23 protein-coding genes and 1 tRNA gene are annotated in these 25125 nt (G+C 68.7%); 4 read left to right on the top strand and 20 right to left on the bottom strand.

What is annotated here, in order from left to right:
- Nucleotides 1-12: 12 nt before the first annotated feature.
- From rplW to rpsJ, 4 genes are read right to left on the bottom strand one after another with little or no spacing between them, the layout of a single operon-like run.
- Nucleotides 13-318: a 50S ribosomal protein L23 gene (rplW, locus tag AOM00_RS09625; protein WP_062303287.1), complete on the bottom strand. Its 306-nt coding sequence runs from the start codon at nucleotides 316-318 to the stop codon at nucleotides 13-15.
- Complete coding sequence (rplD, locus tag AOM00_RS09620; protein ID WP_062517695.1) at nucleotides 318-965, bottom strand: 50S ribosomal protein L4; 648 nt, start codon at nucleotides 963-965, stop codon at nucleotides 318-320. Before rplD ends, rplW begins: the two co-directional genes overlap by 1 nt.
- 5 nt (nucleotides 966-970) lie before the next feature.
- On the bottom strand, nucleotides 971-1633 hold the full coding sequence (gene rplC / locus AOM00_RS09615; protein ID WP_062303285.1) for a 50S ribosomal protein L3: 663 nt from the start codon (nucleotides 1631-1633) through the stop codon (nucleotides 971-973).
- A 32-nt stretch (nucleotides 1634-1665) separates the two neighbouring features.
- Entirely contained in the window at nucleotides 1666-1974 is a 309-nt protein-coding gene (rpsJ, locus tag AOM00_RS09610) for a 30S ribosomal protein S10 (protein ID WP_042213186.1), read from the bottom strand.
- Between the two features lie 367 nt (nucleotides 1975-2341).
- Here rpsJ and AOM00_RS09605 point away from each other — a divergent pair, with 367 nt between their 5' ends.
- Nucleotides 2342-2893, top strand: a complete 552-nt coding sequence (locus AOM00_RS09605) for a hypothetical protein (RefSeq protein ID WP_062517592.1) — start codon at nucleotides 2342-2344, stop codon at nucleotides 2891-2893.
- A 10-nt stretch (nucleotides 2894-2903) separates the two neighbouring features.
- Here the strand turns inward: AOM00_RS09605 and AOM00_RS09600 are convergent, their stop codons facing one another.
- The 14 genes from AOM00_RS09600 to AOM00_RS09535 form a co-directional block, all read right to left on the bottom strand.
- A complete protein-coding gene (locus AOM00_RS09600; RefSeq protein WP_062517591.1) occupies nucleotides 2904-3851 on the bottom strand; it encodes a sulfotransferase family protein in 948 nt (315 codons plus the stop codon).
- Nucleotides 3852-3954: 103 nt separating this feature from the next.
- Complete coding sequence (gene tuf, locus AOM00_RS09595) at nucleotides 3955-5145, bottom strand: elongation factor Tu (protein WP_062517590.1); 1191 nt, start codon at nucleotides 5143-5145, stop codon at nucleotides 3955-3957.
- A 118-nt stretch (nucleotides 5146-5263) separates the two neighbouring features.
- Nucleotides 5264-7378, bottom strand: coding sequence for an elongation factor G (fusA, locus tag AOM00_RS09590; RefSeq protein WP_062517589.1), 2115 nt, complete (start codon nucleotides 7376-7378; stop codon nucleotides 5264-5266).
- A 43-nt stretch (nucleotides 7379-7421) separates the two neighbouring features.
- Complete coding sequence (rpsG, locus tag AOM00_RS09585; protein ID WP_042213191.1) at nucleotides 7422-7892, bottom strand: 30S ribosomal protein S7; 471 nt, start codon at nucleotides 7890-7892, stop codon at nucleotides 7422-7424.
- Nucleotides 7892-8266, bottom strand: coding sequence for a 30S ribosomal protein S12 (gene rpsL / locus AOM00_RS09580; protein ID WP_042213193.1), 375 nt, complete (start codon nucleotides 8264-8266; stop codon nucleotides 7892-7894). Before rpsL ends, rpsG begins: the two co-directional genes overlap by 1 nt.
- A gap of 199 nt (nucleotides 8267-8465) precedes the next feature.
- Complete coding sequence (locus AOM00_RS09575; protein ID WP_062517588.1) at nucleotides 8466-12338, bottom strand: DNA-directed RNA polymerase subunit beta'; 3873 nt, start codon at nucleotides 12336-12338, stop codon at nucleotides 8466-8468.
- A gap of 69 nt (nucleotides 12339-12407) precedes the next feature.
- On the bottom strand, nucleotides 12408-15881 hold the full coding sequence (rpoB, locus tag AOM00_RS09570) for a DNA-directed RNA polymerase subunit beta (RefSeq protein WP_062517587.1): 3474 nt from the start codon (nucleotides 15879-15881) through the stop codon (nucleotides 12408-12410).
- 309 nt (nucleotides 15882-16190) lie between these two features.
- On the bottom strand, nucleotides 16191-16577 hold the full coding sequence (gene rplL / locus AOM00_RS09565; protein ID WP_062517586.1) for a 50S ribosomal protein L7/L12: 387 nt from the start codon (nucleotides 16575-16577) through the stop codon (nucleotides 16191-16193).
- A gap of 60 nt (nucleotides 16578-16637) precedes the next feature.
- Complete coding sequence (gene rplJ / locus AOM00_RS09560) at nucleotides 16638-17159, bottom strand: 50S ribosomal protein L10 (RefSeq protein WP_062517585.1); 522 nt, start codon at nucleotides 17157-17159, stop codon at nucleotides 16638-16640.
- Nucleotides 17160-17492: 333 nt separating this feature from the next.
- On the bottom strand, nucleotides 17493-18191 hold the full coding sequence (rplA, locus tag AOM00_RS09555) for a 50S ribosomal protein L1 (RefSeq protein WP_062517584.1): 699 nt from the start codon (nucleotides 18189-18191) through the stop codon (nucleotides 17493-17495).
- Between the two features lie 66 nt (nucleotides 18192-18257).
- A complete protein-coding gene (rplK, locus tag AOM00_RS09550) occupies nucleotides 18258-18692 on the bottom strand; it encodes a 50S ribosomal protein L11 (protein WP_062303259.1) in 435 nt (144 codons plus the stop codon).
- A 60-nt stretch (nucleotides 18693-18752) separates the two neighbouring features.
- Nucleotides 18753-19448, bottom strand: a complete 696-nt coding sequence (nusG, locus tag AOM00_RS09545) for a transcription termination/antitermination protein NusG (protein ID WP_062517583.1) — start codon at nucleotides 19446-19448, stop codon at nucleotides 18753-18755.
- 23 nt (nucleotides 19449-19471) lie between these two features.
- On the bottom strand, nucleotides 19472-19729 hold the full coding sequence (secE, locus tag AOM00_RS09540; protein ID WP_062517582.1) for a preprotein translocase subunit SecE: 258 nt from the start codon (nucleotides 19727-19729) through the stop codon (nucleotides 19472-19474).
- Nucleotides 19730-19779: 50 nt separating this feature from the next.
- A tRNA-Trp gene (locus AOM00_RS09535) sits at nucleotides 19780-19852 on the bottom strand.
- Between the two features lie 252 nt (nucleotides 19853-20104).
- On the opposite strand from AOM00_RS09535, the gene AOM00_RS09530 reads away from it, so the two are divergent.
- The 3 genes from AOM00_RS09530 to AOM00_RS09520 all read left to right on the top strand — a co-directional run bounded on the left by AOM00_RS09530 (nucleotide 20105) and on the right by AOM00_RS09520 (nucleotide 23112).
- Nucleotides 20105-21307: a pyridoxal phosphate-dependent aminotransferase gene (locus AOM00_RS09530; protein ID WP_174442337.1), complete on the top strand. Its 1203-nt coding sequence runs from the start codon at nucleotides 20105-20107 to the stop codon at nucleotides 21305-21307.
- A 108-nt stretch (nucleotides 21308-21415) separates the two neighbouring features.
- Nucleotides 21416-22297, top strand: a complete 882-nt coding sequence (locus AOM00_RS09525; protein WP_062517580.1) for an ABC transporter ATP-binding protein — start codon at nucleotides 21416-21418, stop codon at nucleotides 22295-22297.
- Entirely contained in the window at nucleotides 22294-23112 is an 819-nt protein-coding gene (locus AOM00_RS09520) for an ABC transporter permease (protein ID WP_062517579.1), read from the top strand. Before AOM00_RS09525 ends, AOM00_RS09520 begins: the two co-directional genes overlap by 4 nt.
- A gap of 9 nt (nucleotides 23113-23121) precedes the next feature.
- Here AOM00_RS09520 and AOM00_RS15220 read toward each other — a convergent pair whose 3' ends face one another.
- Nucleotides 23122-24480 carry a PP2C family protein-serine/threonine phosphatase gene (locus tag AOM00_RS15220; protein ID WP_082096871.1) on the bottom strand — a complete coding sequence of 453 codons (1359 nt, stop codon included), beginning with the start codon at nucleotides 24478-24480 and terminating at the stop codon, nucleotides 23122-23124.
- Nucleotides 24481-24484: 4 nt separating this feature from the next.
- The coding region (locus tag AOM00_RS09510) for an FHA domain-containing protein (RefSeq protein WP_228373464.1) at nucleotides 24485-25125 on the bottom strand (641 nt) is incomplete at its 5' end.

Raw genomic sequence — 25125 nt, 5'->3', positions numbered from 1 at the left:
TACCTGTCCTTCTCAGCTCGCCTGGCCGCTGAAGATGTCGATGCCCGCGTCGCCAGCGATGGTGACGATCGCGCGCTTGACGTCCTTGCGCTTGCCGAGGCCGAAACGCGTACGACGCGTCTTGCCCTTGCGGTTGATGGTGTTCACGGACGCGACCTTGACACCGAAGATCTGCTCGATGGCGATCTTGATCTCGGTCTTGTTCGAGCGCGGGTCCACCTCGAAGGTGTACTTGCCCTCGTCCATGAGGCCGTACGTCTTCTCGGAGACGATCGGGCGGACGATGATGTCGCGCGGGTCCTTGTTCAGCGTGGTCATTACTTCTCCTCCGCCTCGGACGCCGTCGCGACGGCCTTCACGGACTTGCCGGTCGCGGGGCCCGCGACGAACGCGTCGAACGCGCCCTTGGTGAAGACCGTGTCGTCGTTCACGAGCACGTCGTAGGTGTTGAGCTGGTCGACCGCGATGAGGTGGACGCTCGCCGCGTTGCGCAGCGAGAGGATCGTCTGCTCGTCGGAGCGCTCGATGACCACGAGGGCCGAGCGGCCCGAGGTGATCGCGGCAAGCGCCTCGATGGCGGCCTTGGTCGACGGCGTGTCACCCGAGACGATCGAGTCCACGACGTGCACGCGGCCGGCGCGGGCGCGGTCGGAGAGGGCGCCACGGAGCGCGGCGACCTTCATCTTCTTGGGGGTGCGCTGCGAGTAGTCGCGGGGCTGCGGGCCGTGGACGGTGCCACCACCGGCGAACTGCGGCGCGCGGGTCGAGCCCTGGCGGGCGCGACCGGTGCCCTTCTGCTTGTAGGGCTTGCGGCCACCACCGCGGACATCGCCGCGGGTCTTGGTGGCGTGCGTGCCCTGGCGGGCGGCAGCGAGCTGCGCCACCACGACCTGGTGGATCAGCGGGACGTTGGTGTCGACGTCGAAGATGTCGGCGGGAAGCTCGACGGTCTTAGCGGTAGCCATGGTGATCACGCGCCCTTCACAGCGGAGCGGATGAGAACGACGCCGCCCTTGTTGCCGGGAACCGCGCCCTTGACGAGCACGAGACCCTTCTCGGCGTCCACCGAGTGGACGAGGAGGTTCTGGACGGTCTTGCGGGCGTTGCCCATGCGGCCGGCCATCTTGATGCCCTTGAACACGCGCGAGGGCGTGGAGGCGCCACCGATGGAGCCCGGCTTGCGGTGGTTGCGGTGCGCACCGTGCGAGGCACCCACGCCGGAGAAGCCGTGACGCTTCATGACACCGGCGGTGCCCTTGCCCTTGGTGGTGCCGGTCACGTCGACGAGCTGGCCGGCCTCGAACACCTCAGCGGTGATCTCCTGGCCCAGGGCGTACTCGGACGCGTTGGCGGTGCGGACCTCGGCCACGTGGCGGCGCGGCGTGACGCCGGCGGCCTCGAAGTGGCCCTTGAGGGGGTTGGTGACGCGGCGCGGGTCAACGGCGCCGAAGGCGAGCTGGACGGCCTCGTAGCCGTCGGTCTCGACGGCCCGCACCTGGGACACGACGTTGGTGTCGACCTGGATCACCGTGACGGGCACCACACGGCCCTCGGCGTCCCACACCTGCGTCATGCCCAGCTTCGTACCGAGCAGCGCGGTGACCGCGCGCTGGGCATTGGAAGTCGTAGTCATGTCGGTGGAAGTCCTTACTTCTCTTGCAGCTCTTAGAGCTTGATCTCGATGTTGACGTCCGCGGGCAGGTCGAGACGCATGAGCGAGTCGACGGCCTTGGGCGTCGGGTCCACGATGTCGATGAGGCGCTTGTGCGTGCGCATCTCGAAGTGCTCGCGGGAGTCCTTGTACTTGTGGGGCGAACGGATCACACAGAACACGTTCTTCTCGGTCGGCAGCGGCACGGGGCCCACCACCGACGCACCGGCGCGCGTGACCGTCTCGACGATCTTGCGGGCCGAAGAGTCGATGACCTCGTGGTCGTAGCTCTTCAGCCGAATGCGGATCTTCTGTCCCGCCATGGCGTGGTCTGCCTTATCTCTCGTGTACAACTACGGTCATCTCCCCGACCCCCGCGCTCGGGCGTGTCGCTCACTTGCGACGCACGCGCGCCATGACATCTCTGCCGGGCCGTGGGTGAAGGTGTGGCTGCCCGCAATAGGCAACCTGAATATTGTGCCAGATACGCCCCATCCGTGCAAGACGGAGCGCAACGGTCACCGGGAGCCGTCGACCGCGGTCAGCGCGGCCGGCTCCCTTCGTCCTCACGAGGATACGGCCTCCACGTCCCGCTCGCCTACCGCGAACGTCACGCGTGGGGCCACGCACCGCCCGGCGGTAGGGTGACGATGCGGGAGGCGCCCGCGCGTCCAGGCTTGGAGGAGTCCCATGACGGTCCTGTCCCCCGCGGTCGATCCAGGCCCGGCCCAGCCCGGCGACGGCCTGCGCGCCTGGGCCCGGCCCGTGGGCATCGGCCTCGCCGTCGTGGTGCCGGCGGCGGCGCTCGGGTGGGTGCACCCCGCCGCGTCGCTCATCGTGCTCGCGCCCGCCGCCGCTGTCGCGTGGCGGCTGCGGGGCTCCGGACTCGAGCCGTGGCGGCCCGAGCGCCCGGACCGCTTCCCCGACTCCGTGACGGATCCGCGCCTCCGCCCCTACGCACGCGACCTTCGCTGGCGGTGGGAGCACGCCATGGTGGTGGGCGGGCTCGGTTCCTACGACGCGTCCGGGGGCTACGCGGGGCCCGTGCTCATGGGCGTCTCCCAGGACGGGGAGCGCGTGATCGCGCACGCCCGACCGGCGGCAGCAGCAGCCCCCGTCGGCGCGGCGGATCCCCGGCTCACCGCGGGCCTCGAGGCCCAGGACGTCCAGGTGCTGCGCTCCGACGCGTCAGTCCTCGAGCTGGCGATCGCCGTACGGGACCTGGGCGAGGGCTGGACCTGAGCCGCTCGGCTCAGCCGCGTCCCTCCCCGTCCCACCACCGCTGAAGCGCGGCGCGGTCGACCGTCCCGTCCAACGGGAACGCGTCCGCGAGACCCACGACCTCGAGGACCCGCCCCGCGGCCGACTGCTGCTCGGGGCTGATCCGCTTCATCCACGCACGAGGGTCCTTGCCCGCATGGGCGTTGGAACCCTTCGCGTGCGTCATCTTCGACGGCCGCTCGAGGTCGGTGAGCCGTGCGGCGGGGATGCCGAGCCAGGCGGCTCCGTCCGCGAGCTCGGACCGGTCCTCGACCGCCACGTCGTACGAGACGAGGGCCGTGCGGTCGCCGCCGTAGGTGCGTGCCGCCGCGAGGTTCTCCACGGCCCATCGCGCGACCAGCGCGGTGGCATCGTCCTCGAGCGCGAGGCTGTCCAGGGCGAGGTCGCCGAGGAGGCCGTCCACCAGCTCGGGTTGGGCGAGCATGTAGTGGAGCCGGTCGGGCGTCCACCCGAGCACGCTCTGGCTGCTCAGGGTCGCGAGCGGGTGGCGGATGACGTGGACGATGCGCACGTCGGGGTGCCGGCGCGCGACCCAGCCCGCCCACATGGGGAAGCGGATCTCCTTGATGAGCCGTCCCTCGTACCGCGTGAACGGGTTGAGCGACGCCTCCTGGTCCGCCCACGGGTGACGCGAGCGCCCGGTCAGGACGTCCTCGACGGCCTCCTGCGCGGGCAGGCGCGGCGCGTCCACGGGGACGAAGCGACCCGGCCTGAGGTCGCTGAAGCGTGCGTCGAGGTCCGGTCGGATCGGCTCGAAGATGGGCCGCAGGCGTCCCGCACGCGAGTACGCCTCCATGAGCCACGTGGTGCCCGAGCGGCCGCTGCCGCTCAGGAGCGAGGCGTGGGCGGTGTCGCGGTGCGGGTCCCACACGGCGATGGATCGGGCGAGCCGTTCGGCTCGGGTCAGGACGCTTGCCACGCGCCCACGCTAACAGCCGTACGGCGCCTGCCCGTCCCCGTCCGGGAACGCGACAAGGGCCCCCGCCTTGCGGCGGGGGCCCTCGCTCAGGTAAGTGCTGGACTTACTTGATGATCTTGGTGACGGTGCCGGAACCGACGGTACGGCCACCCTCGCGGATCGCGAAGCCCTGACCCTCCTCGAGGGCGATCGGCTGGATGAGCTCGACCGACATCTCGGTGGTGTCACCCGGCATGACCATCTCGGTGCCCTCGGGCAGCGTGATGACGCCGGTCACATCCGTGGTGCGGATGTAGAACTGCGGGCGGTAGTTCGAGTAGAACGGGTTGTGGCGGCCACCCTCGGACTTGTCCAGGATGTAGCAACGGCCCTCGAACTGGGTGTGCGGGGTGGTGGTGCCGGGCTGGACCACGACCTGGCCGCGCTCGACGTCCTCGCGCTTGGTGCCACGGAGCAGCAGACCGCAGTTCTCGCCGGCCCACGCCTCGTCCATCTGCTTGTGGAACATCTCGATACCGGTGACCGTGGTCTTCTGCGGCTCGCGGATGCCGAGGATCTCGACCTCCGAGTTGATCTTGAGCTTGCCGCGCTCGACCTTGCCGGTGACGACGGTGCCACGACCGGTGATGGTGAAGACGTCCTCGATGGGCATGAGGAACGGCTTGTCCATGTCACGCTCGGGCTCGGGGACGTTCTCGTCCACGGCCGTCATGAGCTCCTGGACCGACTTGACCCACTCGGCGTCGCCCTCGAGCGCCTTCAGCGCCGAGACGCGGATGACCGGAGCGTTGTCGCCGTCGAAGCCCTGCGAGGAGAGGAGCTCGCGCACCTCGACCTCGACGAGCTCGAGGATCTCCTCGTCGTCGACCATGTCCGACTTGTTCAGGGCCACGAGCAGGTAGGGCACACCCACCTGGCGGGCGAGCAGCACGTGCTCACGCGTCTGGGCCATCGGGCCGTCGGTCGCCGCGACCACGAGGATCGCGCCGTCCATCTGGGCCGCACCGGTGATCATGTTCTTGATGTAGTCGGCGTGACCCGGAGCGTCGACGTGCGCGTAGTGGCGCTTCTCGGTCTGGTACTCGATGTGCGCGATGTTGATGGTGATACCGCGCTCGCGCTCCTCGGGAGCCTTGTCGATGTCCTCGAACGGCGTGAAGGGGTTGAGGTCCGGGTACTGGTCGTGCAGGACCTTCGAGATCGCAGCGGTCAGCGTGGTCTTACCGTGGTCGACGTGACCGATGGTGCCGATGTTGACGTGCGGCTTGGTCCGCTCGAACTTGGCCTTAGCCATTTTGGCTTCCTCCTGAATTGGTGGTGAGACTCGGGTAGAGGATCCGACTGCCGATGGCCGCTGCCATCGTGGGGCGTATCCCTACTGGTCGTATTGTTTCCTACTTCAACCGGTGGGACTACTCGCCCCGGGTCTTAGCGATGATCTCCTCGGCAACGTTGCGAGGAACCTCGGCGTAGCTGTCGAAGGTCATCGAGTACACCGCACGACCCTGCGTCTTGGAACGCAGGTCGCCGACGTAGCCGAACATCTCCGACAGCGGGACCAGAGAGTCGATGACCTTGACGCCGGCGGCGTCGGACATCTGACGGATCTGGCCACGGCGGGAGTTGAGGTCGCCGATCACGTCGCCCATGTAGTCCTCGGGCGTACGGACCTCGACGGCCATGACGGGCTCGAGCAGGACCGGCTGGGCCTTGCGCGCGGCCTCCTTGAAGGCCATCGAGCCGGCGATCTTGAACGCCATCTCCGACGAGTCGACATCGTGGTACTGGCCATCCAGCAGGGTGGCCTTGACGCCCACCATCGGGTAGCCGGCGAGGATGCCGACGTTCATCGCGTCCTGGATACCGGCGTCGACCGACGGGATGTACTCGCGCGGCACGCGACCACCGGTGACGGCGTTCTCGAACTCGTACATGACCTCGGAGTCGGCCTCGAGCGGCGCGATCGAGATCTGCACCTTGGCGAACTGGCCCGAGCCACCCGTCTGCTTCTTGTGGGTGTAGTCGTGCTTCTCGACGGTGCCGCGGATGGTCTCGCGGTACGCGACCTGCGGCTTGCCGACGTTGGCGTCGACCTTGAACTCGCGCTTCATGCGGTCGACGATGATGTCGAGGTGAAGCTCGCCCATGCCGGAGATGACGGTCTGGCCGGTGTCCTCGTCCAGCTTGACGCGGAAGGTCGGGTCCTCCTCGGCCAGCTTCTGGATCGCGACCGACATCTTCTCCTGGTCGCCCTTGGTCTTGGGCTCGACCGCCACGTGGATCACGGGCTCGGGGAAGGTCATCGACTCGAGGACCACCTGCGCGCTCGGGTCGCTCAGGGTGTCACCGGTCGTGGTGTCCTTGAGGCCGATGACGGCGTAGATGTGGCCCGCGGTGACCGAGTCGACCGGGTTCTCCTTGTTGGCGTGCATCTGGAAGATCTTGCCGATGCGCTCCTTCTTGCCCTTGGTCGCATTGATGACCTGGGCGCCGGAGTCGACCTTGCCGGAGTACACGCGGATGTAGGTCAGACGGCCGAAGAAGGGGTGCGTCATGATCTTGAACGCGAGGGCCGAGAAGGGCTCGTTCGCGTCGGCGTGACGCTCGATGACCTTCTCCTCGTCGTGCACGTCGTGACCCTCGATCGCCGGCATGTCGAGCGGCGACGGGAGGTAGTCCACGACCGCATCGAGCATGGGCTGCACGCCGCGGTTCTTGAACGCCGAGCCGCACAGGACCGGGTAGATCTCAGAGTTGATGACCATCTTGCGGATGGCGCCCTTGATCTCGTCGACCGAGAGGTCGCCGTTCTCGAAGTACTTCTCCATGAGCGCCTCGTCGGTCTCGGCGACCGTCTCGAGGAGCTCGGCGCGGTACTCCGCGGCCTTCTCGGCCAGGTCGGCCGGGATGTCCTGGGTCTCGTACTGCGCACCCAGGGTCACGTCACCCTTGGCGTCACCGGGCCACACGAGGGCCTTCATCTGGACCAGGTCGATCACACCGAGGAAGTCGGACTCGGCACCGATCGGCAGCTGGATGACCAGCGGGCGCGCACCGAGACGGGACTTGATGGTGTCGACGGTGAAGTAGAAGTCCGCACCGATCTTGTCCATCTTGTTGACGAAGCAGATGCGGGGGACGTTGTACTTGTCCGCCTGGCGCCACACGGTCTCCGACTGGGGCTCGACGCCCTCCTTGCCGTCGAACACGGCGACGGCACCGTCGAGGACGCGGAGGTTGCGCTCCACCTCGACCGTGAAGTCCACGTGACCGGGCGTGTCGATGATGTTCAGCTGGATGTTGTTCCAGAAGCACGTCGTCGCGGCCGACGTGATCGTGATGCCGCGCTCCTGCTCCTGGGCCATCCAGTCCATCGTCGCGGCACCGTCGTGCACCTCGCCGATCTTGTAGGTGATACCCGTGTAGAACAGGATTCGCTCGGTCGTCGTCGTCTTGCCGGCATCGATGTGGGCCATGATGCCGAAGTTGCGGACCTTCGTGAGGTCCGTCAGCACGTCCTGTGCCACGAGTGGTTCTCCTCGGTTCTAGTGCGAACGAACTGGCCTGCGACTACCAGCGGTAGTGCGCGAACGCCTTGTTCGACTCGGCCATCTTGTGCATGTCCTCACGGCGCTTGACAGCGGCGCCGAGGCCGTTGGACGCGTCGAGGATCTCGTTCATGAGGCGCTCGGTCATGGTCTTCTCGCGACGCTGGCGCGAGAAGTCGACCAGCCAGCGCAGGCCGAGGGTGGTCTGACGCACGGGGCGCACGTCGACGGGGACCTGGTAGGTCGCACCACCGACGCGGCGGCTGCGGACCTCGAGGGCCGGGCGGATGTTGTCCAGCGCGCGCTTGAGCACGACGACCGGGTCCTGGCCCGACTTCTCACGGACGCCCTCGAGGGCGCCGTAGACGATCGCCTCGGCGGTCGACTTCTTGCCGTCGAGCAGGACCTTGTTGATCAGCTGCGTGACGACCGGAGCGCCGTAGACGGGGTCGTTGATGATCGGCCGCTTGGGGGCCGGTCCCTTGCGAGGCATTACTTCTTCTCCATCTTCGCGCCGTAGCGGCTGCGAGCCTGCTTGCGGTTCTTGACGCCCTGCGTGTCGAGCGAGCCACGGACGATCTTGTAGCGGACACCCGGGAGGTCCTTCACACGACCACCACGGACGAGCACGATCGAGTGCTCCTGGAGGTTGTGGCCCTCACCGGGGATGTACGCGGTGACCTCGATGCCGGTCGACAGGCGCACACGGGCAACCTTGCGAAGGGCCGAGTTCGGCTTCTTGGGGGTGGTCGTGTAGACGCGCGTGCACACGCCGCGACGCTGGGGGCTCGACTGAAGAGCCGGGGTCTTGGTCTTCGAGGCCTTGGGGTGGCGACCCTTCCTGACCAGCTGCTGAATCGTAGGCACTACTTCTCCGTGTCTCTGTGGTTCTGCGGGAACGTTCTTCTCGTATCGGCCGACCCCCGCGCCCGGGCGTGTCGATCCATCGGGTATCGCGCCCTGGGCGCGACTCGGGGGCCCGGCGACGCGGGCACAAGCATCTAAGATACCTGCGCTCCGCGCCGCCGTCAAAAGCGGCATAACAACCGCCCGGCCCCGTCGTATGTCAGTCTCGGATGTCGAACTCCTCGAGCGGCACGGCCTCGCCGGTGCCCTCGCCGAAGTACTGGCCGTCCCACTCCTCGTACCCGAAGGTCGGGAACAGGTTGGCCTTCGCCTCCTCGGTGGGCTCGACCGTCGCCGTGCGGTACTGGGCAAGGCCCGTACCAGCGGGGATGAGCTTTCCGATGATGACGTTCTCCTTGAGCCCGAGGAGCGAGTCCGACTTGCCGGACATCGCGGCCTCGGTGAGGACGCGCGTGGTCTCCTGGAAGGAGGCCGCGGACAGCCACGACTCGGTCGCAAGCGACGCCTTCGTGATGCCCATGAGCTCGGGACGCGCCGATGCGGGCTTGCCGCCGGCGGTCACGGTCTCGCGGTTCGCGCCCTCGAAGCGAGCACGCTCGACGAGCTCGCCAGGAAGCAGGTTGGTCTCGCCCGAGTCGAGCACGGTCACGCGGCGCAGCATCTGACGCACGATGACCTCGATGTGCTTGTCGTGGATCTCCACGCCCTGCGAGCGGTACACGTTCTGGACCTCGTCCACCAGGTGCTTCTGGGTGGCGCGCGGGCCGAGGATGCGCAGCACGTTCTTCGGGTCGACCGCACCGGCGACGAGCTGCTGGCCCACCTCGACGTGCTCGCCGTCCTGGACCAGGAGGCGGGAACGCTTGGTGACCGGGTACTCGACCGGCTCGTCCCCGTTGTCCGGGGTGACCACCAGGCGACGGGTCGCCTCGGAGTCGTCGACCTTCATCACACCGGTGACCTCGGAGATCGGGGCCTCACCCTTGGGGGTACGGGCCTCGAAGAGCTCCTGGACACGCGGCAGACCCTGCGTGATGTCATCCGCGGAGGCGACACCACCGGTGTGGAACGTACGCATCGTCAGCTGCGTGCCGGGCTCACCGATCGACTGCGCGGCGATGATGCCGACAGCCTCGCCGATGTCCACCAGCTCGCGGGTCGCGAGCGAGCGGCCGTAGCAGCGCGCGCACGTGCCCACGACGGACTCGCAGGTGAGGACCGAGCGGACCTTGACCTCCTCGACGCCGTGCTCGATGAGGTTGTCGATCAGCACGTCGCCGATGTCGGCGGACGCCTTGGCGACGACCTCGCCGGCAGCGTTGAGCACGTCGGTGGCCAGCGTCCGGGCGAAGACCGAGGTCTCCACGCGGTCGTGCTTGACCTTGGTGCCGTCGGCGAGGACCTCGACGATGGGCATCGTCAGGCCGCGCTCGGTGCCGCAGTCGTCCTCGCGGACGATGACGTCCTGCGAGACGTCGACCAGACGACGCGTGAGGTAGCCCGAGTCCGCGGTACGCAGCGCGGTGTCCGCGAGGCCCTTACGAGCACCGTGGGTCGCGATGAAGTACTCGAGGACGGACAGGCCCTCGCGGTAGTTCGACTTGATCGGACGCGGGATGATCTCACCCTTCGGGTTCGCCACGAGGCCGCGCATACCGGCGATCTGGCGGACCTGCATCCAGTTACCACGAGCACCCGAGCCGACCATGGTGTGGACGGTGTTGTGCTTGGGGAAGGACTCGCGCATCGACTTGTCGACCTCGTTGGTCGCCTGGGTCCAGATCTCGATGAGCTCCTGACGGCGCTCGTCATCGGTGATGAGACCGGTGTCGAACTGGTCCTGGACCTTCGCGGCCTGGGCCTCGTAGCGCTCGAGGATCTCCTGCTTGTTCGCAGGCGTCGCGACGTCGCCGATGGCGATGGTCACGCCCGAGCGGGTGGCCCAGTGGAAGCCCGCCGCCTTGAGGGCGTCGAGCGAGGCGGCGACCTCGACCTTCGGGTAGCGCTCGGCCAGCGTGTTGACGATGTCGCCGAGGACCTTCTTGTCGACGTTGCGGTTGACGTAGGGGTACGTCACCGGCAGCAGGTCGTTGAACAGCGAGCGGCCGAGCGTCGTGGTGAGCATGAACGTCTCACCCGCGACGTGGCCCTCGGGCAGCTCGAAGTCGACCGGCGGCACGGTGTCGCCGTCGACGCGCAGCGAGATCTCCGCGTTGAGCGAGATCGCGCCGGCGTCGTACGCCATGAGCGCCTCCGCCTGCGAGCCGAACACGCGGCCGGCACCGGTCTCGTCCTCCTTGAGGAGCGAGAGGTGGTACAGACCGATGATCATGTCCTGCGAGGGCATGGTCACCGGGCGGCCGTCCGACGGCTTGAGGATGTTGTTGCTCGAGAGCATCAGCACGCGGGCCTCGGCCTGCGCCTCCGCCGACAGGGGCAGGTGCACGGCCATCTGGTCACCGTCGAAGTCGGCGTTGAACGCGCCGCAGACGAGCGGGTGCAGGTGGATGGCCTTGCCCTCGACCAGCTGGGGCTCGAACGCCTGGATGCCCAGGCGGTGCAGGGTGGGCGCACGGTTCAGCAGCACGGGGTGCTCGCGGATGACCTCCTCGAGCACGTCCCACACCTCGGAACGCGAACGCTCGACCATGCGCTTGGCCGACTTGATGTTCTGCGCGTGGTTGAGCTCGACCAGGCGCTTCATGACGAACGGCTTGAACAGCTCGAGCGCCATCTGCTTGGGAAGACCGCACTGGTGCAGCTTCAGGGTCGGGCCGACCACGATGACCGAACGGCCCGAGTAGTCGACGCGCTTGCCGAGCAGGTTCTGACGGAAGCGTCCCTGCTTGCCCTTGAGCATGTCCGAGATGGACTTGAGGGGGCGGTTGCCGGGGCCCGTGACGGGACGGCCGCGACGGCCGTTGTCGAACAGCGAGTCCACGGCCTCCTGCAGCATGCGCTTCTCGTTGTTCACGATGATCTCGGGCGCACCGAGGTCGAGCAGACGCTTGAGGCGGTTGTTGCGGTTGATGACGCGGCGGTACAGGTCGTTGAGGTCGGAGGTCGCGAAGCGGCCACCGTCCAGCTGCACCATCGGACGCAGGTCCGGCGGGATGACCGGCACGCAGTCGAGCACCATGCCCTCGGGCGAGTTGGTGGTCGTGAGGAACGCGTTGACCACCTTGAGGCGCTTGAGGGCGCGGGTCTTGCGCTGGCCCTTGCCGGTCGCGATGATCTCGCGCAGCTTCTCCGCCTCGGCCTCGAGGTCGAAGGTCTGGAGGCGCTTCTGGATCGCCTCCGCACCCATCGAGCCCTTGAAGTACGAGCCGTAGCGGCGCGACATCTCGCGGTAGAGCATCTCGTCGCCCTCGAGGTCCTGGACCTTGAGGTTGGCGAAGCGGTCGAAGATCGCGTCGAGGCGCTCGATCTCGGCGTCCGCGCGCTTGCGGATGTTCGCCATCTCGCGCTCGGCGCCGTCCTTGACCTTGCGCTTCACGTCGGCCTTGGCACCCTCGGCCTCGAGCTCCGCGATGTCCTTCTCGAGCTTCTCGGCACGCGCGTTGATCTGCACGTCGCGGTCGTTCGCGAGGGCCTTCTTCTCCTTCTCCATCTCGTTGCGGAGCTGGGGAAGGTCCTCGTGGCGGCCGTCCTCGTCCACCTCGGTGACCATGTACGCCGCGAAGTAGATGACCTTCTCCAGGTCCTTCGGGGCGAGGTCGAGGAGGTAGCCGAGGCGCGACGGGACGCCCTTGAAGTACCAGATGTGGGTCACCGGGGCGGCGAGCTCGATGTGGCCCATCCGCTCACGGCGGACCTTCGAGCGGGTCACCTCGACACCGCAGCGCTCGCAGACGATGCCGCGGTAGCGGACGCGCTTGTACTTGCCGCAGCCGCACTCCCAGTCGCGGGTGGGGCCGAAGATCTTCTCGCAGAACAGGCCGTCCTTCTCCGGCTTGAGCGTGCGGTAGTTGATCGTCTCGGGCTTCTTCACCTCTCCATGCGACCAGTTGCGGATGTCCTCCGCGGTCGCAAGGCCGATGCGCAGATCGCCGAACTCGTTCACGTCGAGCAAGGTTCTACTTCCTTAACTCCGGCTGGTTGCCGGCTGAAACTTGTCCTGAATGGAGTGAGCTCGGGGCTCTTAGATCTCGTCGACGCTCGAGGCATCGGGGCGGCTGGACAGCGAGATGCCCAGCGACTCGGCCGCCTGGTAGGCGTCGTCGTCGGTCTCGCGCATCTCGATGACGTGACCCTCGTGGTTGAGGACCTCGACGTTCAGGCAGAGCGACTGCATCTCCTTCATGAGGACGCGGAACGACTCGGGCAGCCCGGGCTCCGGGATGTTCTGGCCCTTGACGATCGCCTCGTAGACCTTCACGCGGCCGGTGACATCGTCCGACTTGATGGTGAGGAGCTCCTGGAGCGCGTAGGCGGCGCCGTACGCCTCGAGGGCCCACACCTCCATCTCGCCGAAGCGCTGGCCACCGAACTGCGCCTTACCACCCAGCGGCTGCTGCGTGATCATCGAGTACGGGCCCGTCGAGCGAGCGTGGATCTTGTCGTCGACCAGGTGGTGGAGCTTGAGGATGTACTTGTAGCCCACCGCGATCGGCTCGGGGAACGGCTCACCGGTGCGGCCGTCGTACAGGCGGGCCTTGCCCTCCTGGTTGACCAGGCGCACGCCGTCACGGTTCGGGTTGACCACGGTGCGCAGGCCGCCGAGGACGTCCTCGCGCAGGCCGTCGAACACCGGCGTCGCGACCGGGGTGCCCGGCTCCGACGTGACCGCGCCCTCGGGCAGGTTCTTGAGCCACTCGCCCTCGGCGCCGGTGGCGTCCCAGCCGTGCTTCGCGATCCAGCCGGTGTGGGTCTCGAGGACCTGACCGACGTTCATACGACCGGGGACACCCAGCGGGTTGAGGATGACGTCGACCGGCGTGCCGTCCTCGAGGAACGGCATGTCCTCGACGGGAAGGATCGTCGAGATGACGCCCTTGTTGCCGTGACGGCCGGCGAGCTTGTCGCCCTCCTGGATCTTGCGGCGCTGCGCGATGTACACGCGGACCAGCTGGTTGACGCCGGCCGGGAGGTCGTCTCCGTCCTCCTCGGTGAACACGCGCACGCCGATGACCGTGCCGGACTCGCCGTGGGGCACCTTGAGCGACGTGTCGCGGACCTCACGGGCCTTCTCGCCGAAGATCGCGCGCAGCAGGCGCTCCTCCGGGGTCAGCTCGGTCTCACCCTTCGGGGTGACCTTGCCGACCAGGATGTCGCCCGCGCGGACCTCGGCGCCGATGCGGATGATGCCGCGCTCGTCGAGGTCGGCGAGCGCCTCCTCCGAGGCGTTCGGGATGTCGCGGGTGATCTCCTCCGGGCCGAGCTTGGTGTCACGGGCGTCGACCTCGTGCTCCTCGATGTGGATCGAGGAGAGGACGTCGTCCTGCACGAGGCGCTGCGACAGGATGATCGCGTCCTCGTAGTTGTGACCCTCCCAGCACATGAAGGCGACCAGCAGGTTCTTGCCGAGCGCGAGGTCGCCCTCGTCGGTGGCGGGACCGTCCGCGATCACCGAGCCGACGACCACGCGGTCGCCCTCGTCGACGATCACGCGCTGGTTGTAGGACGTGCCCTGGTTGGAGCGCTGGAACTTCGCGATGCGGTACGAGCCGGTGGTGCCGTCGTCGTTCGCCACGGTGACGAGGTCCGAGCTCACCTCGGTGACCACGCCCTCCTTGTTGGCGATGATGACGTCGCCGGCGTCGATGGCCGCGCGGCGCTCCATGCCGGTACCGACGAGCGGCGCCTCGGAGCGGACCAGCGGCACCGCCTGGCGCTGCATGTTCGCGCCCATGAGCGCGCGGTTCGCGTCGTCGTGCTCGAGGAACGGGATCAGGGCCGTACCCACCGACACCATCTGGCGCGGGGAGACGTCCATGTAGTCGACCGCCTCGGGCGCGACGAACTCGACCTCGCCGCCCTTGCCACGCACGAGCACGCGCTCGTCCGTGAAGCGGTTGTTGTCGTCGAGGCCGGCGTTCGCCTGCGCGATGACGTAGTGGTCCTCGTCGTCCGCGGTGAGGTAGTCGACCTGCTCGGTGACGATGCCCTTGACGACCTTGCGGTACGGGGTCTCGACGAAGCCGAGGGGGTTGATGCGACCGAACGACGCCAGCGAGCCGATCAGACCGATGTTCGGACCCTCAGGGGTCTCGATCGGGCACATGCGGCCGTAGTGCGACGTGTGGACGTCACGGACCTCCATGCCCGCGCGGTCACGCGAGAGACCGCCGGGGCCGAGCGCCGAGAGGCGACGCTTGTGGGTGAGGCCCGCGAGCGGGTTGTTCTGGTCCATGAACTGCGACAGCTGCGAGGTGCCGAAGAACTCGCGGATCGCGGCGACGACGGGACGCGTGTTGATGAGCGTCTGCGGCGTGATCGCCTCGACGTCCTGCGTGGTCATGCGCTCACGAACCACGCGCTCCATGCGCGACAGGCCCGTGCGGATCTGGTTCTGGATCAGCTCGCCCACCGCGCGGATGCGGCGGTTGCCGAAGTGGTCGATGTCGTCCGTCTCGACGCGGATCTCACCGGCGGCGCCCTCGAGGGTGCCGATGCCGGCGTGCGCGGCGGCGATGTACTTGATGGTCGCGACGATGTCGTCGAGACCGAGCACCGAGTCGCCGAGCTCCTTGGCGAGGCCGAGCTTCTTGTTCAGCTTGAAGCGGCCGACCTTCGCGAGGTCGTAGCGCTTGGAGTTGAAGTAGAAGTTGTCGAGCAGGTTCTGGCCCGCCTCGACGGTCGGCGGCTCGCCCGGACGCAGCTTGCGGTACAGGTCGACGAGCGCCTCCTCGTGGCCGTGGACGGTGTCCTTGGCGAGGGTCTCGAGGATGGCCGGGAACTGCGCGAACTCCTCGGCGATCTGGTCGTCGCTCATGCCGAGCGCCTTGAGGAACAGCGTCACGGGCTGCTTGCGCTTGCGGTCGACGCGCACGCCGACGGCGTCACGCTTGTCGATCTCGAACTCGAGCCAGGCGCCGCGCGAGGGGATGACCTTCGCGGTGAAGATGTCCTTGTCGGACGTCTTGTCGGGGGTGCGCTCGAAGTAGACGCCGGGCGAACGGACGAGCTGCGACACGACGACGCGCTCGGTGCCGTTGACGATGAACGTGCCCTGGCCGCTCATGAGCGGGAAGTCGCCCATGAACACGGTCTGGGACTTGATCTCGCCCGTGGTGTTGTTCATGAACTCCGCGGTGACGAAGAGCTGCGCGGAGTAGGTGAAGTCCTTCTCCTTGCACTCCTCGGGCGTGTAGCGGGGCTCCTCGAAGTACGGGTCGGAGAACGACAGGGACATGGTCTGTCCGAAGTCCTCGATGGGCGAGATCTCCTCGAAGATCTCCTGGAGGCCTGCCACCTCCGGGACGTCGTTCCGGCCGCTGTCCTTGGCGGCGGTGACGCGCTGCTGCCAGGCGGTGTTGCCCAGCAGCCAGTCGAAGCTCTCCGTCTGGAGCCCGATCAGGTTGGGAACCTCGATGGGGTCCTGAATCTGGGCGAAGGAGATACGGCGCGATGCGGAACGGTTGGAGATGGCGGAATCGGTGCGCGAGGCAGCCAAGGGGGGTTCCTTCCCTTTATGATCGTGCGTGACCACGATGCCTAGCCGCGGCTCCACCGGATCCTGGGGCGAAACCCGCTACAAGCGGACGCACGCCAGGTAGGCATATGAGGGCAGGGCGATAGACAGCGCAAGTCGTCAGACTATCGCGGCGCGCGCAGATTGTCCAGTCCGCGGCACAAGTTCGTCGGCGACACGCCGATCGTGCCCCAAACGCAACCCGTGCATCGTCGCACGGGGACAGCAGAACGGGGCCGGGTCCTTGCGGACCCGACCCCGTTCGAGTGCTTCGGCTGAGGCCGAACGAGCTTACTTGAGCTCGATGGTGGCGCCGGCAGCCTCGAGCTGCGCCTTCGCCTTCTCAGCGTCGTCCTTCTTCGCGGCCTCGAGGACGGCCTTGGGGGCCTCGTCCACGAGCGCCTTCGCCTCGCCCAGGCCGAGACCGGTCAGCGCACGGACCTCCTTGATGACCTGGATCTTCTTGTCGCCGACGGCGGCGAGGATGACGTCGAACTCGTCCTTCTCCTCGACCTCGGCGGCAGCCTCGCCGCCAGCGGCGGGGGCGGCGGCAACGGCGACCGGAGCGGCGGCGGTGACCTCGAAGGTCTCCTCGAACGCCTTCACGAACTCCGAGAGCTCGATGAGCGAGAGCTCCTTGAACTGCTCGATGAGCTCCTCGGTGGTGAGCTTAGCCATGATGACTTCCTTCTCTCTTGCCTGCGTGAAGCAGATGTGTGTAGTGGGGTGCAGCCTGGATCAGGCTGCGTCTTCCTGCTTCGCACGCAGGGCGTCGACGGCACGCGCGGCCTGAGCCAGCGGCGCCTGGAACATGTATGCAGCACCAAAGAGCGACGCCTTCATAGCGCCGGCTGCCTTGGCGAGCAGAACCTCGCGGGACTCGAGGTCCGCCAGCTTCTTGACCTCATCAGCGGAGATCACCTTGCCCTCGAGAACGCCGCCCTTGATGACGAGCTTGTCGTTCTCCTTGGCAAAAGCCTTGAGACCCTTCGCGGCCTCCACCGGGTCACCGGTGACGAACGCGATGGCCGTGGGGCCGACGAGAAGGTCGTCAAGACCCTCGATGCCGGCGTCCTTGGCCGCGAGCGCCGTCAGAGTGTTCTTCGCGACCTTGTAGGTCGCGGCGCCACGGAGCTCACCGCGCAGCTTCGCAAGCTGCGGGACGGAGAGGCCGCGGTACTCGGTGATCAGCACCGCCGCGGAGTCGCGGAAGTCGTCCGCGAGCTCTGCAACAGCGTTCACCTTGTCTGGCGTCGCCATGTTTGTCCTTCCTTCGGATGACCGCCATCCGGCCCGGACATGAAGAAGGCCCCGCGCAGGCGGGGCCGGGCGGCCTGGTCCGCGAAACAGAAAGGGCGACCCGAAGGTCGCCCAGACGTCCGCGCACTCGGCGCTTTCAGCTTCACCTGCGCTGGTCCCCGCATGTACGGAGCTTCGGTCGGTGCCGGGAGATCCCGGCGCCGACGACCGGCGGTCTTGGGCCCAACTATCTTATGCGACGCATCGTCCAGATGCAAATGGACGATGCGGAGGCTCCCGGGACGCCGACGGCCCGGCCCCCTCGCGGGGACCGGGCCGTCGGGACGTGGGTGCTTACGCCTCGGACTTCGCGAGGGCGTCCAGCGGGATGCCGGGGCCCTGCGTCGCGGAGATCGCGGCCTTCACGATGTAACGGCCCTTCGAGGCGGACGGCTTGGCGCGGAGGACCTCGTCGAGCACGGCCTGGAAGTTCTCGAGCAGCTTCTGGTCGCCGAACGACGCCTTGCCCAGCACGGTGTGCAGGTTGGCGTGCTTGTCGACGCGGAACTCGATCTTTCCACCCTTGATGTCGGACACGGCCTTGACCACGTCCATCGTCACGGTGCCGGTCTTGGGGTTCGGCATGAGGCCACGGGGGCCGAGCACGCGGCCCAGGCGGCCGACCTTGCCCATGAGGTCGGGCGTCGCCACGACGGCGTCGAAGTCCTGGCGGCCGGCGGCCACCTCCTCGATGAGCTCGTCGCCACCGACGATGTCGGCGCCCGCCTCGCGGGCAGCCTCTGCCTTGTCACCGTTGGCGAAGACCAGGACCCTGGCGGTCTTGCCGGTGCCGTTCGGCAGGATGACGGTGGAACGGACCATCTGGTCCGCGTGACGGGGGTCGACGCCCAGCTTGAAGACGACGTCGATGGTCGAGTCCGTCTTCTTGGAGGCCGTCTTCTGCGCGAGGCGGAGAGCCTCGAGCGGCGAGTAGAGCTGGCTACGGTCGACGAGCTGGGCTGCGTCGCGGTAGGCCTTGGAGCGCTTGGTCATCTGCGATCTTCCTTTGCAGTTCGTGGTTGCGGGCCAGCGCGGCCCTCCCACTGGGGTGTGAGGTCCTTAGGAGACCGTGATGCCCATGGAGCGGGCGGTGCCGGCGATGATCTTCGCAGCGGCGTCGATGTCGTTGGCGTTGAGGTCGGCCATCTTGGCCTCGGCGATCTCACGCACCTGCGCGTCGGTCAGGTTCGCGACCTTGACCGTGTGCGGGGTGCCCGAGCCCTTGGCGACGCCAGCCGCCTTCTTGATGAGCTCTGCGGCCGGCGGGGTCTTGAGGATGAACGTGAACGTCCGGTCCTCGTAGACGGTGATCTCGACAGGGATCACGTTGCCACGCTGCGACTCGGTCGCGGCGTTGTACGCCTTGCAGAACTCCATGATGTTGACGCCGTGCTGACCGAGCGCCGGACCGACCGGCGGGGCAGGGTTGGCGGCGCCGGCCTGGATCTGAAGCTTGATCAGCCCAGTGACCTTCTTCTTCTTCGCGGGTGCCATGTTGAGGGTCCTTATCTTGTTGCCTGTGCGGCTTGGCGGCCGCGGGTGCGCTGTCGCGCCTTAGATCTTGGTGACCTGCGTGAACGACAGCTCGACCGGGGTCTCCCGGCCGAAGATGGAAACGAGCACGTGGAGCTTCTGGCTCTCGACGGAGATCTCAGAGATCGTGCCCGGGAGGGTCGCGAACGGGCCGTCGATGACGGTGACCGACTCGCCGACCTCGAACTCGACCTCGACGGGGGTCTGCGGTGCCGTGGCGTCCTCGGCGGCGGCCGCCTCGGCCACCTCCTTGGTCGCCAGCATCGAGTAGACCTCGTCGACGGTGAGCGGGACGGGGTTGTGGGCGTGGCCGACGAAGCCGGTCACACCGGGGGTGTTGCGCACGGCGCCCCAGGACTCGTCCGTGAGGTACATGCGCACCAGGACGTATCCGGGCATCCGGACACGGGTGACCTGCTTGCGCTGGCCGCCCTTGATCTCGAAGACCTCCTCCATGGGGACCTGCACCTCGAAGATGTAGTCCTCCATGTGAAGGCTCTCGATACGGTGCTCGATCGCCTGCTTCACACGCTTCTCGTGGCCCGAGTAGCTGTGCACGACGAACCAGTCGCCCTCGAGGGTGCGCAGGCGCGACTTGAACTCGGCCACCGGGTCCGCCGGCGCCTCGTCGATCGCGGGCAGCGCAGCATCGGCCTCGACGACAGCCTCGGGCTCGATGCCCTCGACCGTGGTCTCGTCAACGTTCTCGTCGCTCATCACATACTCCCCTTTGGGCGGCCTCAGCCGCCGAACACCTTCTGCGAGATCCAGCCGAACGAGACGTCCAGCACGAACACCAGGGCCATCATCACGGCCACGAAGCCGAGGACGATCCAGATGTAGCGGACCAGCTCCTGGCGCGTGGGGGTGACCACACGACGAAGCTCCGAGATGACCTGGCGCACGAACAGCGCGATGCGTCCGAAGATGCCCAGACCCTCGCGCGTCTCGTGCCGCGGGTCCTTCTCTCCGGAATCCGTCACGGCAGATTCGCTCACCGAAAAGTCCTTCTCTCTGGATTGCTCACGCGGGCGATCCCCGCGCGACGCAGGGCAGGCGGGACTCGAACCCACAACCGCCGGTTTTGGAGACCGGTGCGCTACCAATTGCGCCACTGCCCTTCGGGGGCCTGGAGGCCCCCGCGGCTCTGTCCCCTCTCCAGTCCGGCCGCCCTCAGGGCGCGAGCCATCCTGGCGAAAGTCAATCGCCGACGTCCAATGTTACGCGGTTCCCGGTGAGAAGTCGAACCCGGGTCTGGTGAGCGGCATCGTCGCCGCCCGCTTGGACGCCCGGACAGCCTAGCGCGGGTGGCGGGTCCTCGATGACGCCCCCCGCGGCGGAGCGCACCGCCACGTAGTGGAACAATGACCAGCATGAAGCCCTCTCGCCGCGTCTCCGCTCGTCTCGGCGCCATCGCGCCGTCCGCCACCCTCGCCGTCGACTCCAAGGCGAAGGCCCTCAAGGCCGCCGGCCGTCCCGTCATCGGGTTCGGTGCCGGCGAGCCCGACTTCCCCACCCCGGACTTCATCGTCGAGGCCGCCGCCGCGGCGGTCTCCGACCCCCGCAACCACCGCTACACGCCCGCGACGGGTCTGCCCGAGCTGAAGAAGGCGATCGCGGCGAAGACCCTGCGCGACTCGGGCTACGAGATCGACCCGGCGAACGTCATCGTCACCAACGGCGGCAAGCAGGCCGTGTTCCAGGCCTTCGCGAGCATCGTCGACCCCGGTGACGAGGTGCTGCTCCCCGCCCCGTACTGGACCACCTACCCCGAGGCGATCTCGCTGGCCGGCGGCACACCCGTCGAGGTGTTCGCGGGCGCGGAGCAGGGCTACCTGGTCACCGTCGAGCAGCTCGAGGCGGCGCGCACGGAGCAGACCAAGGCGCTCCTGTTCTGCTCGCCGTCGAACCCGACCGGCGCGGTGTACACCGAGGAGCAGACCAAGGCGATCGGCGAATGGGCCCTCGAGCACGGCATCTGGGTCATCACCGACGAGATCTACGAGCACCTGGTCTACGACGACGCCGTCTTCACGCCGATCCTGCGCGTGGTCCCCGAGCTCGCCGACCAGACGATCGTGGTCAACGGCGTCGCCAAGACCTACGCCATGACGGGATGGCGCGTGGGCTGGATGGTCTCCCCCGCGGACGTCACCAAGGCCGCCAGCAACTTCCAGAGCCACCTCACGTCCAACGTGTCGAACGTCGCGCAGCGCGCGGCGATCGCCGCGCTCGAGGGCGGCCTCGAGGCGGTCCACGAGATGCGCGAGGCGTTCGACCGCCGCCGCAGGACCATGGTCGAGATGCTCCGCGCCATCGACGGCGTGGTGTGCCCGACGCCCAAGGGCGCGTTCTACGCGTACCCGAGCGTCGAGGGCCTCATCGGCCGCACCGTCGGCGGCGTGGAGATCACGTCCTCCGCGGACCTCGCGACCGTGATCCTCGAGCAGGCCGAGGTGGCCGTGGTGCCGGGCGAGGCGTTCGGCCCGTCGGGCTTCCTGCGCCTCAGCTACGCGCTCGGCGACGAGGACCTGGTCGAGGGCGTGACCCGCATCCAGAAGCTGCTCGCGCAGTAGGCGCGGCACCGAGGCGACCCGAGGGGCGCATCGTCCACGTGGACGATGCGCCCCTTCCTCATCCTCCGGCAGAGGACTCCAAGCACGATGCTGGCTAGGCTCGACCCTATGAGCGAACCGGCCATCCGCATCGAGGGCCTGCGCAAGCACTACGGCGACCTGGCCGCCGTCGACGGGCTCGACCTCGAGATCCCTCAGGGCGAGGTCTTCGCCCTGCTCGGCCCCAACGGTGCCGGCAAGTCCACCACCGTCGAGATCCTCGAGGGCTTCCGCAAGCGCACCGCGGGGGACGTCACCGTCCTCGGGGCGGACCCCCAGCACGCCACCAAGGGCTGGCGCTCGCGCCTGGGCATCATGCTGCAGGGCACCTCGGAGCACGGCGCCCTGACCGCGCGCGAGTCGCTCCGCTACGCCGCGAGCCTCTACGCGCACCCGCGGGACGTCGACGCGACGCTCGACGCCGTGGGGCTCGCGGAGAAGGCCGGGGCGAAGCCCGCGACCCTGTCGGGGGGCCAGCGGCGGCGCCTCGACGTCGCGCTCGCCGTGATCGGCCGGCCCGAGCTGGTGTTCCTCGACGAGCCGACCACGGGCTTCGACCCCGAGGCGCGCCGACAGTTCTGGACCCTCATCGAGTCGCTCCGCGAGGACGGCACCACGATCCTCCTCACCACCCACTACCTGGACGAGGCCGACCACCTCGCGGACCGCATCGGCATCATCGCCGCCGGCCGCATGGTCGCGCTCGACACGCCCGGCGGCCTGCGCTCGCGCGCGGCCGATGCGCGGGTCACCTGGACCGAGGCCGGTACGTCCCGGACCGAGGAGACCGCGACGCCGACCGCGCTGCTGCGCGAGATCCTCGCGCGTACCGAGGGCGAGGTCGAGGGCCTCGAGGTGGTCCACCCCTCGCTCGAGGACGTCTACCTGCAGCTGATCGGGGAGGCCGCGGGCACCGCGGGCACCAGCCAGGCCGAGGGGGCCGCAGCATGACCGCCACCAGCGCATCGTCCGCGCCCGCGTGGACCGCCATGGCCCGGAGCCGGCTGGGAGTCGAGCTCAAGGAGTTCCTGCGCAGCCGCGAGCAGATGGTCTTCATCTTCTTCTTCCCGATGATGCTGCTGCTGCTCTTCGGGTCGGTGTTCGGGGGTCAGGAGATCGCGGACGGCGTGTCCTTCGCCCAGTACTTCCTGCCGGGCATGGTCGCCTCGGGCATCCTCAACACCGGCTTCCAGTCCCTTGCCATGTCGATCGCGATCGACCGCGACGAGGACGTGCTCAAGCGCGTCCACGCGACCCCGCTTCCTGCGACCGCCTTCTTCGCGGCCAAGGTCGCGCAGGTGCTCATCGTGTCGGTCGTCCAGATCGCCGCCCTGGTCGCGATCGGTGTCGCGATGTACGACGCGTCGTTGCCGTCGGGCTCGGGGTGGTGGACCTTCACGTGGGTGTTCCTGCTCGGCACCGCGGCCTCGACCACGCTCGGCATCGCGATGTCCTCGCTGCTGAGGAACGCCAAGGCCGGCTCGGCGATCATCACGCCGATCGTGCTGTTCCTGCAGTTCACCTCGGGCGTGTTCCTGGTCTACACGCAGATCCCGACGTTCCTGCAGCACGTCGCGGCGGTCTTCCCGCTGAAGTGGCTCGCGCAGGGCATGCGATCGGTGTTCCTGCCCGAGAGCTTCGAGGCGGCCGAGGCCAGCGGGTCTTGGCAGCACCCCGCCACGGCCGCCGTGCTGGCGCTCTGGGTGGTCGTCGGGCTGGTGCTCGCGGTGCGCACGTTCCGCTGGACGCGCCACGACGACAACTGAGCCCCCCCCTCAGAGCGCGCTGATCAGCCACACCTCGAGCGCGGCCAGCCCGGCCATCGCCAGCAGCGTGCCCGCGATCACCCCGACCCAGGTCGCGCGGGCGCGGCGCGCCTTGGCGCGCACGCGACGCTCGCGCTCGGACGGCTCGAGCAGCGGCGCGACCGACAGCGGCGCGACCACATGGACGAGCTCGGCCGTGATGCGCTCGGGAGCCTCCCTCTCGAGGATCGCGACGTGCGGCTGCGGGGCGGCCGCGGAAGCGGACGATGCAGGCGGCGCCGCGGTCGGCACGGGCTCGCCTCGCAGCCGCGCCGAGACCACGGTCGCATCGTCCGGCTCCATGTCCGGCTCGCCTCGCAGGCGCGCCGAGACCACGGTCGCGTCGTCCGGTTCCGGCTCGCCTCGCAGGCGCGCCGAGACCACGGTCGCGTCGTCCGGTTCCGGCTCGCCTCGCAGGCGCGCGGACACCACGGTCGCGTCGTCCGGTTCCGATTCGGGCTCCGTGCCCGGGGGCTCGCCCGGACCGGCGGGCGCCGCCGGCGCCTGGGCGGCCTCGGGCTTCGATGCCGCGGCCGCGGCCGCCAGCGCATCGTCCGTCACGGCGCCCGTCCACAACGGCCAGCCGTAGGTCTCCGCTCCGGCGGGCGTCTCGGGCGCGTCGGAGCCGGCGACCACCACGGTGACGTTGTCGCGCGCGCCCGCGGCCACGGCCGCGTCGACGAGCCCCTGCGCAAGCGCTCCGGGTTCGCCGCCGAGCGCGAGGAGCTGCCCGATCCGGGCATCCGACACGGCCTTGACGAGCCCATCGGATACCGCCACCAGCGCGCGTCCCCGGCGTCGCGGGACCAGCCACACGTCGACACCGGTGCCGCCGTCGCCGATCGCGCGCGTCACGACGTTGCGCTCGGGGTGCCGCTCGGCCTCCTCCGGCGACAGGTGCCCGGCATCCACCAGCTCCTGCACCCTTGAGTGGTCGCGCGTGATCTGCTCGAGCACGCCGGCACCGTACGAGTACACCCGCGAGTCGCCCACGTTGAGCACCAGCCACCACGGCACGCCCGCGAGCGTCACGCCGACGGCACCCGTCACGGTCGAGCCCGACTGGGCGCCGTGGACCGCGGCGACGCGGCTCACGGCCTCGCGCGCGCGCTCCACGCAGGCGGCGGCCTCGGCCGGCTCGACATCGTCACGGCCCGCGAGCGGACGGAACGCCTCGACCACCGCCAGGCTCGCCTCGGCGCCCGCGGCGTGGCCGCCCATCCCGTCGGCGACGATGAACGCCGGGGCCTCGGCAAGCAGGCTGTCCTCGTTCGCGCGCCTGCGACCGGTCGCGGTCGCACCGGCGCCACGCACGCCCAGCGAGGTCACCGGCTCAGCCCTCCTCGTCGGCCCGGCGCACCCGGACCTCGAGGTCGCCCAGCTCGAGCACGCCGTCGACCGGGACCTCCTCACCGGGAGCAAGGACGGTCCGCATGCCCTCGGAGGGGCGCTTCGCCGTGCCGTTGGTCGACTGGAGGTCGGTGACGAACCAGTCGTCGCCCTCGCGCCTCAGGCGCACGTGGCTCTTCGACATGGTGCGCGTGGGATCCGTGATGAAGAGACGCCCAGGAGCGTCGACACGTCCGCGGCTCGCGCGCCCGATCTCGACCGCGCCCTGCGCGGGGAGCTCGTACGTGGCGCCGTCGAGCGTCGCGAGCACCCACCGCGTGGCGGCGCGACGCGACGACAGGACGGTCGCGTCGTCGTCGACCGGCGACATGATGGTGGCGTCGTCGTAGTCGTCGTCGGTCTCGGGGGCCGCGTCGGCAGGCGCGGCGACCGGGATGGGACCCGACCACAGGGTCGAGGCGGGGGCCGCCTGCGCCGGCGCGGGCGGCGGCATGGACGATGCGACAGCCGGCACGACCGACGCGGGTGCGGGCGCTGCAGCCGCAGGTGCCGGGGGTCCCGCGGGTGCGGGCGGGGCGGCGGGCGCGGCGATGGGCGCAGCAGCCGGCGCGACCGCCGCGGGAG

It is taken from the genome of Demequina gelatinilytica (assembly GCF_000971115.1).
Classification (GTDB): Bacteria; Actinomycetota; Actinomycetes; order Actinomycetales; family Demequinaceae; genus Demequina; species Demequina gelatinilytica.
The sequence above is the reverse complement of the archived record's forward strand: the minus strand, read 5'-3'. Positions and strand labels throughout refer to the sequence as shown.